This is a genomic window from Salinimicrobium soli (genome assembly GCF_048323655.1).
Lineage (GTDB): Bacteria > Bacteroidota > Bacteroidia > Flavobacteriales > Flavobacteriaceae > Salinimicrobium > Salinimicrobium soli.
On the sequence record NZ_JBLUWW010000002.1, the window covers coordinates 704,670 to 720,310 of the forward strand.

Annotated in this window: 11 protein-coding genes; 1 reads left to right on the forward strand and 10 read right to left on the reverse strand. The window is 42.2% G+C overall.

Annotated features, from left to right (window positions below; genetic code table 11):
- Positions 1 to 3 precede the first annotated feature (3 nt).
- From ACNORC_RS08795 to ACNORC_RS08840, 10 genes are all read right to left on the reverse strand, one after another.
- The gene (locus ACNORC_RS08795; RefSeq protein WP_418335256.1) at positions 4 to 705 is read right to left on the reverse strand and encodes a DUF6920 family protein; all 702 of its coding nucleotides are present in this window, start codon (positions 703 to 705) and stop codon (positions 4 to 6) included.
- Between the two features lie 10 nt (positions 706 to 715).
- Entirely contained in the window at positions 716 to 1,030 is a 315-nt protein-coding gene (locus ACNORC_RS08800; protein ID WP_418335257.1) for a hypothetical protein, read from the reverse strand.
- A gap of 2 nt (positions 1,031 to 1,032) precedes the next feature.
- Positions 1,033 to 1,923 carry a universal stress protein gene (locus ACNORC_RS08805; protein ID WP_418335258.1) on the reverse strand — a complete coding sequence of 297 codons (891 nt, stop codon included), beginning with the start codon at positions 1,921 to 1,923 and terminating at the stop codon, positions 1,033 to 1,035.
- Positions 1,924 to 2,004: 81 nt separating this feature from the next.
- On the reverse strand, positions 2,005 to 2,577 hold the full coding sequence (locus ACNORC_RS08810; protein WP_418335259.1) for a pseudouridine synthase: 573 nt from the start codon (positions 2,575 to 2,577) through the stop codon (positions 2,005 to 2,007).
- 278 nt (positions 2,578 to 2,855) lie between these two features.
- Positions 2,856 to 3,530, reverse strand: a complete 675-nt coding sequence (locus ACNORC_RS08815) for a LuxR C-terminal-related transcriptional regulator (protein ID WP_418335260.1) — start codon at positions 3,528 to 3,530, stop codon at positions 2,856 to 2,858.
- A gap of 143 nt (positions 3,531 to 3,673) precedes the next feature.
- On the reverse strand, positions 3,674 to 5,650 hold the full coding sequence (locus ACNORC_RS08820; protein WP_418335261.1) for a serine hydrolase domain-containing protein: 1,977 nt from the start codon (positions 5,648 to 5,650) through the stop codon (positions 3,674 to 3,676).
- Between the two features lie 94 nt (positions 5,651 to 5,744).
- Positions 5,745 to 6,425 (reverse strand): type 1 glutamine amidotransferase domain-containing protein, encoded by a 681-nt coding sequence (locus ACNORC_RS08825; RefSeq protein WP_418335262.1) that lies wholly within the window; start codon positions 6,423 to 6,425, stop codon positions 5,745 to 5,747.
- An 89-nt stretch (positions 6,426 to 6,514) separates the two neighbouring features.
- Positions 6,515 to 9,532, reverse strand: coding sequence for an SbcC/MukB-like Walker B domain-containing protein (locus tag ACNORC_RS08830; RefSeq protein WP_418335263.1), 3,018 nt, complete (start codon positions 9,530 to 9,532; stop codon positions 6,515 to 6,517).
- Positions 9,533 to 9,535: 3 nt separating this feature from the next.
- Positions 9,536 to 10,762 (reverse strand): exonuclease SbcCD subunit D C-terminal domain-containing protein, encoded by a 1,227-nt coding sequence (locus ACNORC_RS08835; protein WP_418335264.1) that lies wholly within the window; start codon positions 10,760 to 10,762, stop codon positions 9,536 to 9,538.
- Positions 10,763 to 10,941: 179 nt separating this feature from the next.
- Positions 10,942 to 12,231, reverse strand: a complete 1,290-nt coding sequence (locus tag ACNORC_RS08840; protein ID WP_418335265.1) for a carboxypeptidase-like regulatory domain-containing protein — start codon at positions 12,229 to 12,231, stop codon at positions 10,942 to 10,944.
- A 245-nt stretch (positions 12,232 to 12,476) separates the two neighbouring features.
- Here ACNORC_RS08840 and ACNORC_RS08845 point away from each other — a divergent pair, with 245 nt between their 5' ends.
- Positions 12,477 to 15,611: a ligand-binding sensor domain-containing protein gene (locus ACNORC_RS08845; RefSeq protein WP_418335266.1), complete on the forward strand. Its 3,135-nt coding sequence runs from the start codon at positions 12,477 to 12,479 to the stop codon at positions 15,609 to 15,611.
- Positions 15,612 to 15,641 lie beyond the last annotated feature (30 nt).

Genomic DNA, 15,641 nt, shown 5'->3' on the forward strand with positions numbered 1-15,641 from the left:
CTTTTAATATTCATGCTGCACCTTAGTCACCTGTAGTTCCAGCCAGTCAAAATCTCCTTCCGGAAGTTTCCAGGTGACCCGGCAGTGGGAAGGTAGGCGGGAGCCTTCAAAATCCTTTTCCTCCAGGATCTCGATGTACCATTCCCGAAGTTTGGCGGGTTTTTCTCCACCGTAATACCTCATGGCTTCAAAGGAAAGCAGTCTTCCTTCCGAAGAAAAAGAGAATAGCCCTTCAACAGTCAAATCGCCCTGGGTGAAATAGGCTCTGGCTGATTTTTCTCCTATCGTTTCCCATCGCAAATAAGGTTCTCTTGCAGCCTGCGGGAACCAGCAGATCTCACCGAGGTAACGCAATAAGGTGCCGGTATTGACCTCATAATTGTCTTTTTCATGAACTACGGCAATAAAAGAAAGCAGTTTAATAAGCATTTCTCCCCTTCCGTTTTTTAGTTCATCCCTTCCGCTGAGGTGGACAAATGGAAATAATTCCACTTTTGCCTCCCATAAAAAAGCCGGCTCTTTTACACGATATTCCTGGTTTGCAGTGAACTTCATCCATTTTCCTTTCGGAGAGGTCTTCATTCTTCCTTTTTGCTGCAGCAAAACTTTTGAAGGTGTGGGTTTGTTTTCAACTCTGCTGTGTGACAGCCATTTCTCTATGAGTTCAGGTAAGGGAGTTGGGGTGTTCATACTATTGTGGGTCATTCCGAAGAAATTAAGGATAAAGGCATACTGCAAAAATTATCAGGTTGAGCAGGGTACCAAATTTTGCATCTTCCCAGTTAAGGCTGATTAGAAGTTGTGATATAAATGCTCCGAGTAATGCGGTTAAATTCCACCAGTCTAAACTCAGTAGTAAGGCAACAAAAGAAGTGAGGAGCAGGAGGGAGGTAAAGAACCAGAGATGCCCTTCCTGTTTAGATATACTGCGGGAAAGCTGTGGAATAGCAGCGGGTTTGTAGGCTTTTGTGACGCCCATTAAGTGAATGACCGAATGAAAGATGAGAATAAAGGCAAAGACAAATTGCATTTTTAGATTTCTTGTAGAGATGGATTTCTATTAACTTTTCCGTTGGTATTTTCCTCATCTGTTCCATGTAAAATCAATAGGGGAACCGAAGTGGAATATATGATCCTGGATAATTTCGAACCAAAGATCCTTTCCAGAAATTCTTCTTTCTGGACCGGAAGTACGTGCAGGTCGATCTCATTTTCTGCTACCACCTCATTGATCGCTTCTGCAATAGGAATTCCGGAGATCCTGTGAAGATGCGGATTGTAGATCTCAAACGCTTTTTTAATCCGCTCATTTTGTCTTCTTTCTTCATCGTTTTCTTCTTCAATATTAGATATTCGCAGGATCTCCAGTGAAAAACAATGTTTTCCGATAAGTTTATTTAAAGGTCTAAAAATGTCTTTTGTGATTCGCTCCGTTGTTTGCAAACTGAGGAGCAGGTGATGTGGCCGGTGATACTTAAAGCCTTCCGGAATCACCAGAACTGGGGCTTCCACTTTCCTGATCACCCTTAAGGTGTGGCTTCCAAAGATCTTTTCAGCAGCCGTTTCTGCACCGTTGGTTCCCATTATAATGAGATCAATATCGCTAAGTTCCACAAGTTTGTTGATGGCATCGGTAAAAACATCATAACTGGTGAGAATATTGAACGTATAGTCTTCCTCACCGAAAAGTTTTTCCAGCCGTGTCGTGAGTTTCTCAAGTTTTTTTTGACTTTCTGAAATAAGGCAGCTATAAACAGATTCATTAGAAGAAGCCATCATAAGGTCTCCACTTGTGTACCGCCAGGCTTTATAAACGCTGAGGAAGTGAAAGGTACAGGTGGTTCCTTCCATAAGACGCAGTGCATAATGTATGGCATTTATGGAGCCCTGGGAAAAATCTGTAGGCAATAGGAAATTTTTCATCACACCTAACTTAACACCCTTTAAGTTAGTGAAATTTCCCGCATGCTCCAACGACTTTTGTCAGAAATGCACAGGCAAAAACTAAAGGGAAAATTCCTCTTTTTCAATGACCTCGCCGGGTTGCATTTCCATCAAATGTTCCTCTCCGATCCTTACCCTTACAAGACGAAGAGTTGGAAAACCAACTGCTGCAGTCATTTTTTTAACCTGGCGGAATTTTCCTTCTGTAAGAGTGATCGAAATCCAGCTGGTTGGGCCATGCCTGGGATCCCTGATCTTTTTACCACGGTCAGGAAAAGAAGGAGGATCTGGAAGTAATGTTGCCTTGCAGGGAAGGGTTTGATACTTTTTGCCGTTGATGCTTATATCTACCCCCTCCTGAAGTTTTTCTACAGCTTCGGAGGTAATGATTCCGTCAACCTGCACATAATATTCTTTTTCGACCTTTGAACCGGTAATAAGAGCACTGAGTTTGCCATTGGTGGTGAGCAGAAGCAGGCCCTCAGAGTCTTCATCCAACCTTCCTATAGACATGGTTCCCTCCGGAAAATGGTATAATTCCCCCAGCATCTTTTTATTCTTTCGTGTCTTCTGGTTCGTCACAAATTGACTCAAATAGCCGTAGGGTTTATATATTTTAAAATGCCGGTACATTAATAGATTTTACGGTAAAAATATAAAAAGAAGTTGGGAGAGGACATTAAGAGTTTTTAACAGGAAAGGGTGCTTTTAGCTCATTCTATAACAATTTTTTAACAAAGTTGTAGCTTATGACCTTCAAAATTCACCAAAAGTGGGTATTGTGTGGAATTATCTCCTGAAGTATTTTTACTTCAGAGAATTGCACAAAATACAAGGTCTTGAATAAAGACCGATTTTTGTTAAGTGCAAGGATAAAAAATCGGGGGTGTAGGGGCCCCGATTTTTTTATTTTATATAAGATCGTACGCGTGGGCGTATTCAGTGAATTCGTAACTACTGGAAATTCCCAGTTTCTTCTTGATGATCTTACGATGTGTATTGACTGTATCTACCGTGATATTTAGTTCTTCTGCAATTTCCTGGGAACTCTTTCCGGAAGCAACTAAAGCAAGTACCTCTTTTGCCCTTTTTCCGAGACTGTTGAATTTATCGTAATTACGATGATAAAAGGTATTTTCAGCTAACATGCGTTCAGCTTTGTTAGGAATATGCTTCATTTTGTCTACGGGGATCGCAATGGTAATAAGATGGGTAGGATTCCCATCGCTGTCCTGGTGAAAGATCTTGATGGAGCTGGTATGCCACACCCATTCATCCCGATCTTTTATTCTTACCTGTTGAAAAAAGGTGAAGGTCTCATTAGGATCTTTACTCGAAAACAGTTTTTCCAGTTTCACGAGAAAACCTTCCATGTCATCATTGTTAAAGAATTTGTGGTGGTACTGGATCCCCAATTCTGTAAGTTCCTGTAAACTCATCCCCAATGCCGTTAGACCGCGGGAGGACATATATACTGTTTTTAGCTCCTGAAGCCCTTTAGAGATGTCATGAATAATGACTACCCCGGGCATCATTTCTGCTGATTCACTGATCTTTTCTATTTTTTCTTCAACCGAATAATCCAAGTTTTTCTGTTTTTTCACTGTTATTCTATCATAGGTTTAAAAAACGGGGCAGGTTTCTTACTTACTAGTTGTCAAAAAGCAGTTTTGTTACAATTATGATGGCGATTTCTTTTAAAAGTTCTTTTCCTGGATTTAGCCATAGCTCAATCTTCTTTTCTAAAAAGGATGCCACGGGCACGACCATTAGATGCTCTAAAACCTGTTATCTCTCCGGATTCATTTCTCTGAAATTCCATTTCAACGATCGGAAACTCCACTCCGAAGGAATCTTCTGCGGCAGGAGTCATTTCGAGATCTTTCAGCTGGTAGTTTTTTAGCACTAGAGTGCTATCATTTAATGCAACAGTAAAAAGAGTTTCGATCTCATTGCTAAAATATCGTCCTGTAAACTCCTTCAGTTCCTCCTGGCCGGGGGACCAATTGATCCTTTTGGCTAAATGGTCTCCATTTTGGTGTAGCGTCAATGACTGAGCTTCTTTGTCATCTTTTAAATGAAAGCTGACCTTTGCACTTATTCCAACTACCTTAAATACCGTATCTGATATTGCCTGCAGGTCAATTTCCGGTTGGCCTGTAGCCTGAGTATAGATCCTTTCACCATCCCGTTTAAAAGTGAGTATAAAACCGGGGGCTTCTTCCAGCTCATATTTTCCGGTAAAGACATCAAATTTTTCCGGATCAAACTGAAAGTCATCCTCACTCACATCCGAATTTTTTTTAGGATCGTCTTCCTCCTTCATAGAATCCTTAAAGAAGCTTTGAGCCAGTTTCTTTGCAATTCCGAGGTCAAAGGCAGCATTATTACTTTCCACGATCACCGCTCCTTCTATTTCAGGGAAATACATAAACATACTTCGGTGAGCCACATCGGCACCTCCATGATTAATATTTTTCAAACCTCCCAGCTCATTTATTTGCAATCCGAGGCCATACTTTGTGGTATCGCCGTTAGTAAGCACAAATGGAGTGATCATATCTTTAACGATCTCTTTATTTCCCACTTTTGGATCGGAATAATTCTTCACCCATTTTGCAAGGTCTTCTACGGTAGTGTAGATTCCGCCGGCACCCATTGCGCCTCCAAGATCTGTCACCTCTTCAAAGCCTGCTTCTTTGGTAGGGGAATAGCCCATGGAGCGGTTTGGAACTACCTGGCCGGGATTTGCACGAACCATGGTGTGATCCATTCTCAGGGGTTTAAAGATGTTGTTCTGCATCCACTCCGGAAAAGGAGTATCCGTAACCTTTTCTACTAAAGCTGCGAGTAAGGAGTAACCGGTGTTGTTGTAGTTCCATTCTGCGCCGGGATCATTCTGAAGTTCGGGCTGATTCTTGACCACATTAAAGATCTTTTCGCGCTCCAGATTTCCGCTGAGGTCCCTTCCGGTCATTGCAATAGTGTTGAATACTTCCCTGTACCCGCTCGTGTGAGTAAGGAGATTTCTTATGGTCACTGTCTTTCCGAAGTCAGGTAAATCCGGGAAATACTTTCTTATATCATCATTTAAACTGAGCTTTCCGCGTTCTTCCAATAACTTAATGGCCATGGCGGTAAACTGCTTGGAGGTGGATCCAATATTTGTCACGGTAGATGGAGTGAACGGAACGTCATAAGTTAGATTTGCCATTCCGTAGCCTTTTTCAAAGATGATCTTGCCGTCCTTCATAACAAGCACAACTCCTCCCGGAGTGTCATCTCCCGAATAAGGGAGCATCAATTGATCAGCTTTGCCTTCAGGAGTTTTAGCAATAGGTTCTACCGCTTCTAACTTGAAAGAATAATTTCCTTCCTCTTTTTCAAAAGGGGAAAGAACTATTTGATATTTTCCTGCTTTTTCTGTTTCGAATAAGAATATCTCGTTGCCACGAGCCGGGCCGTCAAATTCCTGCAACTTTTTCTTGGCAGGGTCGAGAATAGTGACCACCACATCTACGGTCATCTGGTTCACCCGACCATAGACAAAGCGGGCGGAATCTAATTCCACCGTATAAGTATGGGAAATATCTTTTTTTAGGGATTCGTTTATCTGCTCCTGTACTTTTGGTTCAAAAGTCTTGTCCTGGGAAAGTGCAGAACCTCCCAGTAGCAATAAAATAAAAAGGAAATAGAAGTTTTTCATAAGGATTCATTTAAGAACCCCTGAATTTAATAAAAAAACTTCTTTAATTCTTAAAATTTTAGCAAGTCTAAATTCGCAAAAGGAACCTCATTTTTTATTCCAGCAGTTTGATCAGTTCTTTGGCTGCTTTTTCTGCGGAAGCCGGATTCTGTCCCGTAACAAGCTTGCCATCTACCTTAACTTTAGAGGTAAAAGGTAAGGTAGCGGAATGATAATCTGCCCCAAGAGTTTTTAACCGGTCCTCAAGACTAAAGGGAATATTATCCCGTAATCCCACCAGTTTCTCTTCAGCATTGGAAAAAGCGGCAACTTCTTTGCCCTGCAATAGCTCTGGTTCCATGGTCGCTGCCTTTAATAGGGCAGCTGGCCCGTGACAGATAGCACCTATTGGTTTATTCTGTTGGAAGAAATCAACTACCAATTCTGCATTGGTGTCATCATTGGCGAGATCACCCATGGGGCCGTGACCTCCGGGAAAGAACACAGCGTCAAAATCATCAGCTTTTACTTCACTTAACGGAAGGGTAAATTCAAAGTCTTTTTGAGCTTTTTCATCCTTTTTAAAGCGACGGTTAGAGGAAGTGATATTCTCGGTGAGCTGACTCCGTGGATCAATAGGAGGCTTTCCTCCCTTAGGGCTCGCCAGGGTTACCTGGTATCCTTTATCAATGAATTCGTAATATGGATCTGTAAACTCACCCAGCCATACGCCGGTCTTGGAATCGGTGTTGACCAACTGGTCGTGAGATGTGAGGACCATCAATATCTTTTTCATAATTCTCCCTGGTTTGGTTAATGTCTTTAAGTTAAATCATAAAGACCGAAGGAGAAACAGAAAAAGAGACTTTATCACTTCTTTAATAATTAGCCGGTGATCTCAAGCGAGCTGTAACCCTGTCCGTTTCTTTTCAATTGGATCTGTGTGGCAATACGTTCTTTGAGGGAATCAACATGGCTAATGATCCCAATGGTCTTGGCAGATTCTGCCTGTAACCTCTCCAGGGTATCCAGTGTTTGATCCAATGTCTCGGGATCCAGGGTTCCAAAACCTTCATCTATAAAAAGGCTGTTTATTTCCACATTTTTGGATGCCAGGTCAGATAGTGCCAGTGCCATAGAAAGGCTGAGAATAAAGGTTTCCCCTCCCGAGAGGGTTTTCACCGAACGCCTTTGTGCGCCCATATGTTCATCAATAGCCACCAGGCTGTCATCTTCTCCCTCCACAGGCTTATCCAAATGGTAGCGATCGCTCAAATCTTTTAGTCTGAAATTGGCCAGTTGCAGTAGACGGGATAAGGTAAGGTCCTGTGCAAAGTCGTTGAATTTCTTTCCGGTCGCATCTCCTATCAAATGATTGAGTAGCTCCCAACGTCGAATTTTCTGCTTTTTCTCCACAAGTCCTGCCTCTATGTTTTCGATTCGGTCTAAAGTCTCCTTATGGTTGTTGAGTTTCCGCCTCAGCTCTTCACAGGTCTCCTTTGCTTTTTGCAGTTCCTGTTGCTTGTTGCGGAGTTCTTCTGAAATTGCTTCCGAAGGTTTTTCGATATCCTTTGCTTTAAGTTTTTGCAGCTCCAGTTCAAGGGTTTTCACGGCAACTTCTATTCGGGTGATCTGATTACATAGTCTTTCTTTTTTCTGTCTCATTTCTGCCGCCGATTGCTCCGGAAGTAATCTCGCGAGGGCATCAGAAATATCTTTACAACCTTCTTTCTGCACCTTCGAAAAAAGGGATCTCTCCAGGCGTTCAAGTTCAGCAGAGCGGGAGTGGAGCTTAGCTTCCTGTTCCTTCACTAAGCTGGTAAGGCTGTTTTTCTGGTGCTGCAGGGAATTCCACTTTTTCTGTAGTTCCAGGCAATCTGAATGAACATTATCTCCCGAATATATCTCATCCAGCTGTGCTTTCAGTTCCAGGCCTTCTGCCAGAACAGTTTGAAGTTTCTTAAGGATTGGGAGACCGGCCGAAATGGCTTTTAATTTCCTGTTTTCCTCCTCATAATTTTCCAGGGCCTGTATCATTTTATCAATAGCCGTACTATTTGCAGCCCAGTCAAATTTCTCATCATATTCCCCAAATTCAGCTTCAAAAGTACTTTTTTGAGTGTGCAGTTCTTTTTTCTTTTCCTGTTCATTTTGCTGCAATATTCTAAGGCGCTCCTTATAATGTGCCAGAGTAGTTTCATTACCCGTTAGCAGTCGTTGCTTTTCTGAAAGTTCTTTTTCGGTTAGCTTGATCTCCTCCTGCAACCCGTCCTCTTGTGCTGGAAGATCTTTGGCATAAGGATGTTCCAGGGCACCACACAAGGGGCACGGCTCTCCGTCATGCAAACTGTGGCGATGTTCTTCTAAAGAGCGGCGAAGGTTCTCATATTCCTTTTTCAACTGTAGCTTTTGCAGCCGCTCATTCAGGGTTTCAACCCCCGATTTATCCAGGGCGATCTTCTTCGGAAGTTCTTCAAGCTGAGGTGTTATGCTATCCTCCTCTTTTTTCAGCTTTTGCAATTCATCAAAAAGACTTTGTAAGCGGGCTACCTGGCGTTCAGCCTGGCGCGATTGCTCCAGCTCCTTTCGCAGTCGCTGCTTTTCTGAAAGCGGATTTTCAAGATCTATCTTTACTAACAACCGCTCCAGTTCGGAAAGGCGTGCTTTCGAAAAACCCTGCATTTCCTGAAGTTTCTCCGCAGCTGTATCCAGGTTTCCATTCAATTGAAAAGGCACTTCCCGAACCTCAGTCTCAAATTCCCTTTTTAGAGCCTTATATGAAGTACCTTTTTCCTCCCGTTGTTGCTCCAACTTTCTTACCTTTTCAGAGAATTCCTGCAGTTGCTGTTCAACCGTTTCAGCTTTTGTATCAGATTTGATGAACTTTTTTATCTCCTCCAGGCAATTGGTAATGTCCCCAAAATTAGTTTTGGTCCGCTGCAGGTTGAGTTCGATCTCGTTCTGCACTTCTTTACAGCTGTTGTTGGTTTGTTGCCAGGAAGTGAGTTCTTCCCCAAAAAGCCTGATTTTTTCATGTTTTTGAAGCTTCTCTCCCTCTTCAGCTTCAAAAAGCTTCAATTCGTAATCGGCCTGTTTCTTACTCTCCAGTTGCTTTTGTATCTCTGAAGTTCGTTCCCTGATCTCTGTTTTTAACTGAAGATTCTGCTTAAGTTTTTCAACTTCTGTTTCCAGAGATTTGCAGGATCTATCCTTTTCATAAAGTGCTTCAGAAAAGGCTTTTTGCTCTTCCTCCTCTAAAAGGCTCTTTCTATGCAATTCTATTTCCTGCTGCTCTTTTTCTATTTCGGCACTCACTTCCTTTTTCTTCTGAAAGGCTTTTATTCCCAGCTGCCGATAGATCCCGGTGCCGGTGATCTTTTCCAGAAGTTCTCCTCTTTCATCTTTTCTTGCCCTCAGGAACTGCGCAAATTCTCCCTGGGCCAGTAATACTGCTTTTATGAACTGGTCATAGCTGAGGCCAATGAGTTCCTCATTTTTAGCCGGAACATCAGATTTTTTCAGGTCCAGTGCCTTATCCGTAGCCATGTCGAAGATCTGCATTTCATAATCACGCAGGTTTCCGGTTCGCGCCGTCGATATGTTCCAAAAAGAAGCGTAGATCCCGCTTTTGCACTGATAGGTGACTTTTGCGCTGGCTTCTTTCTGATTCCGGGTGAGGAGGGCGCCCTTGTTAATGATCTCGGCCCTGCTGATCTTTCCAAGGCGCGGAACCTGGTTGAACAGCGCCAGGGAGATCACATCGAGAATACTGCTTTTTCCACTTCCCGTAGGGCCGGTAATAGCGAAGAGGGAGCTGACAGTAAAAGGAGCTTCAGTGAAATCAATTTCATGATCTCCTTTGAGAGAATTTATATTCTGAAATTCTATTTTTAAGATCTTCATAATCTAAGCAGTCTGGTTGTTTTCTTTTGAAGTGACTTCCTCTAAAAGTTCATCAAAGGCGCTGATGATATCATTTCTGGTGCCTTCATCATAATCGTGGTCACTGATAAGTTCAAGAAACACATCTTTCGGTTTTAGGTCCTGCAACTGGATTCCGGCTTCGTAAGCTTCTGAAGCTCCCTTCTTCTGATTTGTAAAAGTTGCTCTGTGTTTTACGATCCTGTAACCCGGATTATCAAAATTCGTTACCAGCTCATCCAGATTGTAGATCTTCATGGCATCGTACTGCTCTTCGATCAATTCAACCTCAATAAGGCATTCCAGTTCCTTATTTTCTGAAAGCGAGAATAGTTTACTGTTTAATTCCTCCAGGCTCCCGGTAATCTTCAGAAGGTGCCTAAAAACCGGAAGTTGAATACTCTTAGGTTCCCATCCGTTTTGAGTATCCAAAAGAAGTATCCTTTTCTCGTCTTTGCGTTCGCTGAAGGAGAGCGGGAGAGGAGAGCCACTATAAAATGCCGGTACAGCAGCTGAAACTCTTTGCGGCTTATGAATATGTCCCAGGGCTACATAACTGAAATAATCTCCAAATCCTGCTGCCTCAAAGGCTGCCTGGTTTCCTATCTGAATATCCCGTTCACTTTCTGAAGTTTCCATGCCTGCAGCGAATAAATGTCCCATAGCCAAAGCCGGCACTTCAGGATATATGGTCCTGCAAATTTCTGCAGCTTCAAAAAAGGTATTTTGAATACCTTTTCTGGTAGCTTCCAGTCGGTCTTCATAGGTCAATCCGTCATTGGCGCTTCTAAGGTCGGAGTCCCGGAGGAATGGCAGAGCAGCAATAATTACTTCCGGATCACCGTTTTTGCCGGTTATTGGAATGATCGCATCTTCTAAATTTTCAGGCAGACCACCAATAATGTGAATGTCCAGTTCACGCAGGACTTCTTTTGGCGCATCCAGCATAGCCGGGGAATCGTGATTTCCTCCTGTCAAAATGATCCGGCAACGGCATTGCTTCAGTTTCATAAGTGCACGATAGTATTGCGCACGTGCTTCCGAAGAAGGGTTCGCCAGATCAAATACATCACCGGAGACCAACAGGAGGCCCACCTGTTCTTTCCTTAACAGCTCACAAAGCCAGTCTATGAACAGCTCAAAATCCTGAGAAAGCTCATGTTTGTGCAGTTTTTTTCCAATGTGCCAGTCGGCAGTGTGCAGGATCTTCATACGAATGAAATTTTAATCAGGAAGGATAGATTCGGCTTCGAAAATAAGATTTATCCTTCTCGTTTGCAAAGGAAAAAGACCCTAACGACAAACGCTGTCGTTCCTAAATAAAAAAAATAGAAGCCCGACAACCTTTCCGCAGTTATCGGGCTATGAGCTTTAGTTATGTTGGACTAACTCTAATTATCCTCCAGATTTTTCCGGATCTTGTCTATGGCATTCTCTATGGATTTATCGGGCTCAATGATATTGTTTTCTCCCCAGAAAGTGACATCGGTAAAACCGGTAATATCATCGGCCATAACAATACGCGGATCGATAAAATTGTCGTCCCTTTTCACCTTGCCTTCGGTATTGATCTTCCAGTCAGTCACTGCCATTTCGCTATTGACCTTATATCTTGAGTTGAACAAGCGGCGTTTCCAGTTCACCACAAATTCAAGTTGGGTATTTCCATAACCAAAATACCAGCGCCCGTCGCGTTCCCGATATTCGACATCATAATGCACATCAACAGGATACACTTTTGTGCCACCGGGTTTCTTTTTTACAAATAAGTCTGTAGCAGCCTGGCGGTTGTCGACGTTGAGATTAAAGGACGCTTTTACGAGAGTAAAGCTTTCAGCATCAATAAAAAGTTTGCCAAAGTACCAGGGCATGCGATGGTCGAGCTCTTCAAATTTTACTACATAAAGGTACCGGTCATTGATCTTGGTGGGACTATCAAACTCGAACTTAAAATTCCGAAGATCCTGCTGGGCAAAAATGTAGGAAGGGTTCTTCATGATATCAATGCTAAGCGGGTTGTATGGGCCGCCCCTAAGTTTTAAAGCGAGAGTGTCAAGCCTGTCATAATCGGCAGTTTTTCGGGCTTTTACCAGTGCAATATCATCATCGCCAAATGAGTCATAAGGTTTCTTATGAATAGTTACGACTGCTTCTGATAAGGAAACATTTTTGCGGCCTCTTTTGATGGTTTCCCGGTAAAAGGCAGTCATGGTAGTAGGATCTTTAAAGTAGTTGCTGCCTCTGTTTTTCAGCATATTTCGCACCAGCGCCTGTGCATCTGTATACGTGAAAATGCTTACTTCTGAAAGTTCTTCCATAGCCTCAGTCAATTCAATTACCGCATCTTTTTCTTTTAGCACATCCAGGCTAAAGGTCATACTGCGGAAGCCAAGGTGAGAGACTGTGATGGTCACGTTTTGAAGATTATCAGGGATCTTCAGGGAAAATTGGCCCTCGGCATTGGTGACCGTAGAAATATTGGTGTTGTTAACAGAAATAAAGGCTGAAGTCAGAGGGTCTCCATTCCTTTCGTTGACTACCTTCCCTTTGTATTCAGTGAATTGCTGAAGGGTTGACTGGAAAACAGTTGCAGGTGAAATCACCGAAGCATTGGCAGGAATGATACATAAAAACGAGAGTAGAAAGAGGTATTTTCCGAAGTTGCAGACGTATTTTATCATGACGAAGGAGTTTATAGGAAATTACTTTCTAATATACTGAAAAATAGTAATTTATTCAAGTGGTCAAAAAGGTGAGATTATTTCTTCTTTGTGGCATAAAAAATCCGTCTTTTTTTACCGCTTCGTGGATAAATCAGTCCGATTATCGAAAAACTCTTCAGTCATTGAAAATCAATTAATTAATTACCTATATTTAAGGAATACCTATAAGAAGGTTCCCTACTGCTTCTTGTAAAATCTACTGCATGAGGCGATTTTTACTTTCGTTACTGGTAATAATTTTCTTTTGGGTGTCAAAAGCCCAACAATCTCCTATTTCCTTCAAAAATATAACGATTGATCAGGGCCTTTCCCAGAATAGCGTAGTGGATATTGTTCAGGATAGTCTGGGATTCATGTGGTTTGCCACACAGGATGGCCTGAACCGGTATGACGGCCAGGACTTTAAGATATTTCCTGAAGTCTTTGATGATGTAACATCTCCCGGTCATTCTCAACTAGGAAAACTGTTGATTTCGGGAAGTAAGCTATGGTTTGTCTCTAAGGGAGGAAATCTCAAAGTTATGGACTTGTGTACCGAGAAAATAACATCGGTCGAAAAAATTGGGCACAGTGAATTTAAGCTTCCTCCTGTTTCTGCCATTTATGTCGATGCTTTCGAAAATCTATGGATCGGCACTCTTGAGAATGGTTTGTTTTACTGGAACACAGAAAAAAATCTGAACAGGCACTATTCAAAGAATTCAGAAGCTCCTTTTCGAATAGCAGGAAACCAGATAAGATCCATCTTTGGAGATCAACAAGGACAAATTTGGGTGATCACCAGTAATGGAGTTACTGCAATAGGAGGAGGTGGAAAGGAAACCAGAAATTATTTGCGTGGAATCAATGGAAATACCCTTACTCAGGATCGGGAAGGTCGGCTATGGTTAGGAACCTTTGGTGAGGGGTTGTTTGTGCGGGAAAAACAGAACGGCAATTTTCATTTATATCAGGGTCCGGGAAAAGACAAAATTCCTGAAACCACTGTAATAGAAGCGATTCAGGCAGATAAGGATGGTAAACTTTGGATAGGTACTTATGGGAATGGACTGTACCTCCTGGAGTTAGATAATGGTAAAATCACCCATTTGCTTCCGCAGCGAAACAATCCGTATTCTTTGGGGTTTCAGGACGTTCTATCGATATACCTGGACATGGAAGGATCGCTTTGGGTTGGAACAGATGGGGGTGGGGTAAGTTATTACAATTCCCATTTCCACAATTTTAGCAGTCTTACCGCACGCCAGGTTGCTCCTGATATTTCCATTGAACAAATAAGGGCCATAACCACGGATAGTGCAGGAGGGGTTTGGCTTGGAACCTCAGGCAAGGGTCTAACCCACCTACCACCCGATCGTGAGGGGATAAAGACCTTTCATCTTGAACCGTACCGGCCCGGTATTAGCAACCATGACAGAATAGTTTCCCTGTTAGCCGATGAAGAAGGCGACCTATGGATAGGCACCCAGGGGAATGGTCTTATATTGAAGGATATAAATTCCGGAAAATTTAAAAAGTGGTTCTTTTCCGAAGCAACAGATTCGACTGAAATAATTCCTGATAACACTGTCTGGTCCATGTTAGAAGCCGGCCAAAATCGCATTTTTGCGGCTACAAGGAATGCCGGACTCCTGTTACTGGATAAAGAAAATGGCCTTTTAAGAGCGTATCCTGAACCCGGGTCTTTGAAAAATGATCCTAAAAAAATGAATATCAGGAGCGTGGCAAGGGTCAATGATTCTATCCTGGCCTTAGGTTCCGAGCTAAGTGCTTTGTACTTGCTCAATACCTGTAAAGGAAAATTTAAAAGGATAAGTAATTCCGTAATCGAAAATACATTGAAAGAAGAATTCGGGATCAAATGCCTTTATTACGATCAGGGGTTTTTATGGGCAGGAACTTCCGGAAGGGGAATACTGGTTACACACTTGAAATCTAATACCACCACTTCTCTTACTTCAGAAAATGGCTTACCAAATGAGATGATATATGGTATCCTTCCTGGGGATGATCAATCCTTATGGATCAGTTCCAATAGAGGAATATTCAGGCTTACATTCCAGGTGAAAAATAATAGGATCCATGTCGAACAAGTACAGCCTTTTACAGTAGGGAATGGGTTGCAAAGCAATGAATTTAACACAGGAGCCTTTCATAAAGGGAAAAATAATTTGCTCTATTTTGGCGGTATCAACGGATTGAATTTTTTCCATCCGAGTGAAATCGGGATGTCACGGGAATCTGCCCCGGTGGTACTCACTCAGGCAATGGTAGGAAATAAACCCTTGCAGGCAGATAGTGTTATCACTTATAAAAAACTGCTCAAACTTCCCTATAATAAGAATTCTGTTTCCTTTAACTATACTATACTGGATTACCTTTCTCCTGAAACCATGAATTATGAATACAGACTCGAGGGGCATGATGAGAACTGGATTGAGGCAGGAGAAAGAAAATATATTGCCTATACCAATTTACCTCCCGGGGATTACACTCTCAAGGTCAAACCTGCCAGTAATATAATTCCCAATGCACAGCCGGCTCTCCTGGGTATTCTAATAGACACTCCATTTTGGCTTACCTGGTGGTTCGTCCTCCTGGTCGTCTTTTTAATAATTGGCGCCTTTTATGTATTCTACAGATATAGGATCAATCAGGTACTGGAGGTGCAACGGGTAAAGAATAATATATCTTCAGACCTGCATGATGATATAGGGTCCAGGCTCACCAGTATACAGTTTTTATCTGCTCTTTCGAGAAGGAAATTCATAAATGGAGAAGATACCAGGAGCTATTTAGAAGGAATTGACGAGGAGGTCCAGGCCTCTTCAGAAGCTCTTAATGAGATCGTGTGGAATATAAAAATGGATGATGAAAGCCTGGAGGATATTGTTGCCAAGATGAGGCGTTACACGGGTGAAGTCTTCGAGAACTTTGGTATCACTTATAATATGGAAATTGGGGCTGATTTCAAAGGGAAAAAGATGGGCATGCAGAAACGAAGAGAGATATTTTTAATATTTAAAGAGTTGCTCAATAACATCAGGAAGCATTCCGAAGCCACAAGTATAAATATATACATATCGGTCCAACGAAATATGTTCTATCTTTCGGTCGCTGATGATGGAAAGGGCTTTGATCCTACTATTGAAACACAGCGGCACGGATTAAAAAACCTAAGAGCCCGCATTGAGAAGTGGAAGGGAGAAATTAACATTAATTCAGAACTTAACAGAGGCTGCAAAGTTGAGATATGGTTGCCTTTCGATAAATACCCGTTTTGGAGGGAGCTTTATAGCAGTTTCCGAAGAAAAGAAGCCTCTCATCCTAAAAGATGATTGTAAGGTTTGTGCATTAAAAGTAAATTT

Coding starts and splice junctions, on each gene's coding strand:
- ACNORC_RS08800 (WP_418335257.1), bottom strand. CDS start 1,030: ATGCAATTTGTCTTTGCCTTTATTCTCATCTTTCATTCGGTCATTCAC.
- ACNORC_RS08840 (WP_418335265.1), bottom strand. CDS start 12,231: ATGATAAAATACGTCTGCAACTTCGGAAAATACCTCTTTCTACTCTCG.
- ACNORC_RS08835 (WP_418335264.1), bottom strand. CDS start 10,762: ATGAAGATCCTGCACACTGCCGACTGGCACATTGGAAAAAAACTGCAC.
- ACNORC_RS08810 (WP_418335259.1), bottom strand. CDS start 2,577: ATGTACCGGCATTTTAAAATATATAAACCCTACGGCTATTTGAGTCAA.
- ACNORC_RS08805 (WP_418335258.1), bottom strand. CDS start 1,923: ATGAAAAATTTCCTATTGCCTACAGATTTTTCCCAGGGCTCCATAAAT.
- ACNORC_RS08795 (WP_418335256.1), bottom strand. CDS start 705: ATGACCCACAATAGTATGAACACCCCAACTCCCTTACCTGAACTCATA.
- ACNORC_RS08845 (WP_418335266.1), top strand. CDS start 12,477: ATGAGGCGATTTTTACTTTCGTTACTGGTAATAATTTTCTTTTGGGTG.
- ACNORC_RS08825 (WP_418335262.1), bottom strand. CDS start 6,425: ATGAAAAAGATATTGATGGTCCTCACATCTCACGACCAGTTGGTCAAC.
- ACNORC_RS08820 (WP_418335261.1), bottom strand. CDS start 5,650: ATGAAAAACTTCTATTTCCTTTTTATTTTATTGCTACTGGGAGGTTCT.
- ACNORC_RS08830 (WP_418335263.1), bottom strand. CDS start 9,532: ATGAAGATCTTAAAAATAGAATTTCAGAATATAAATTCTCTCAAAGGA.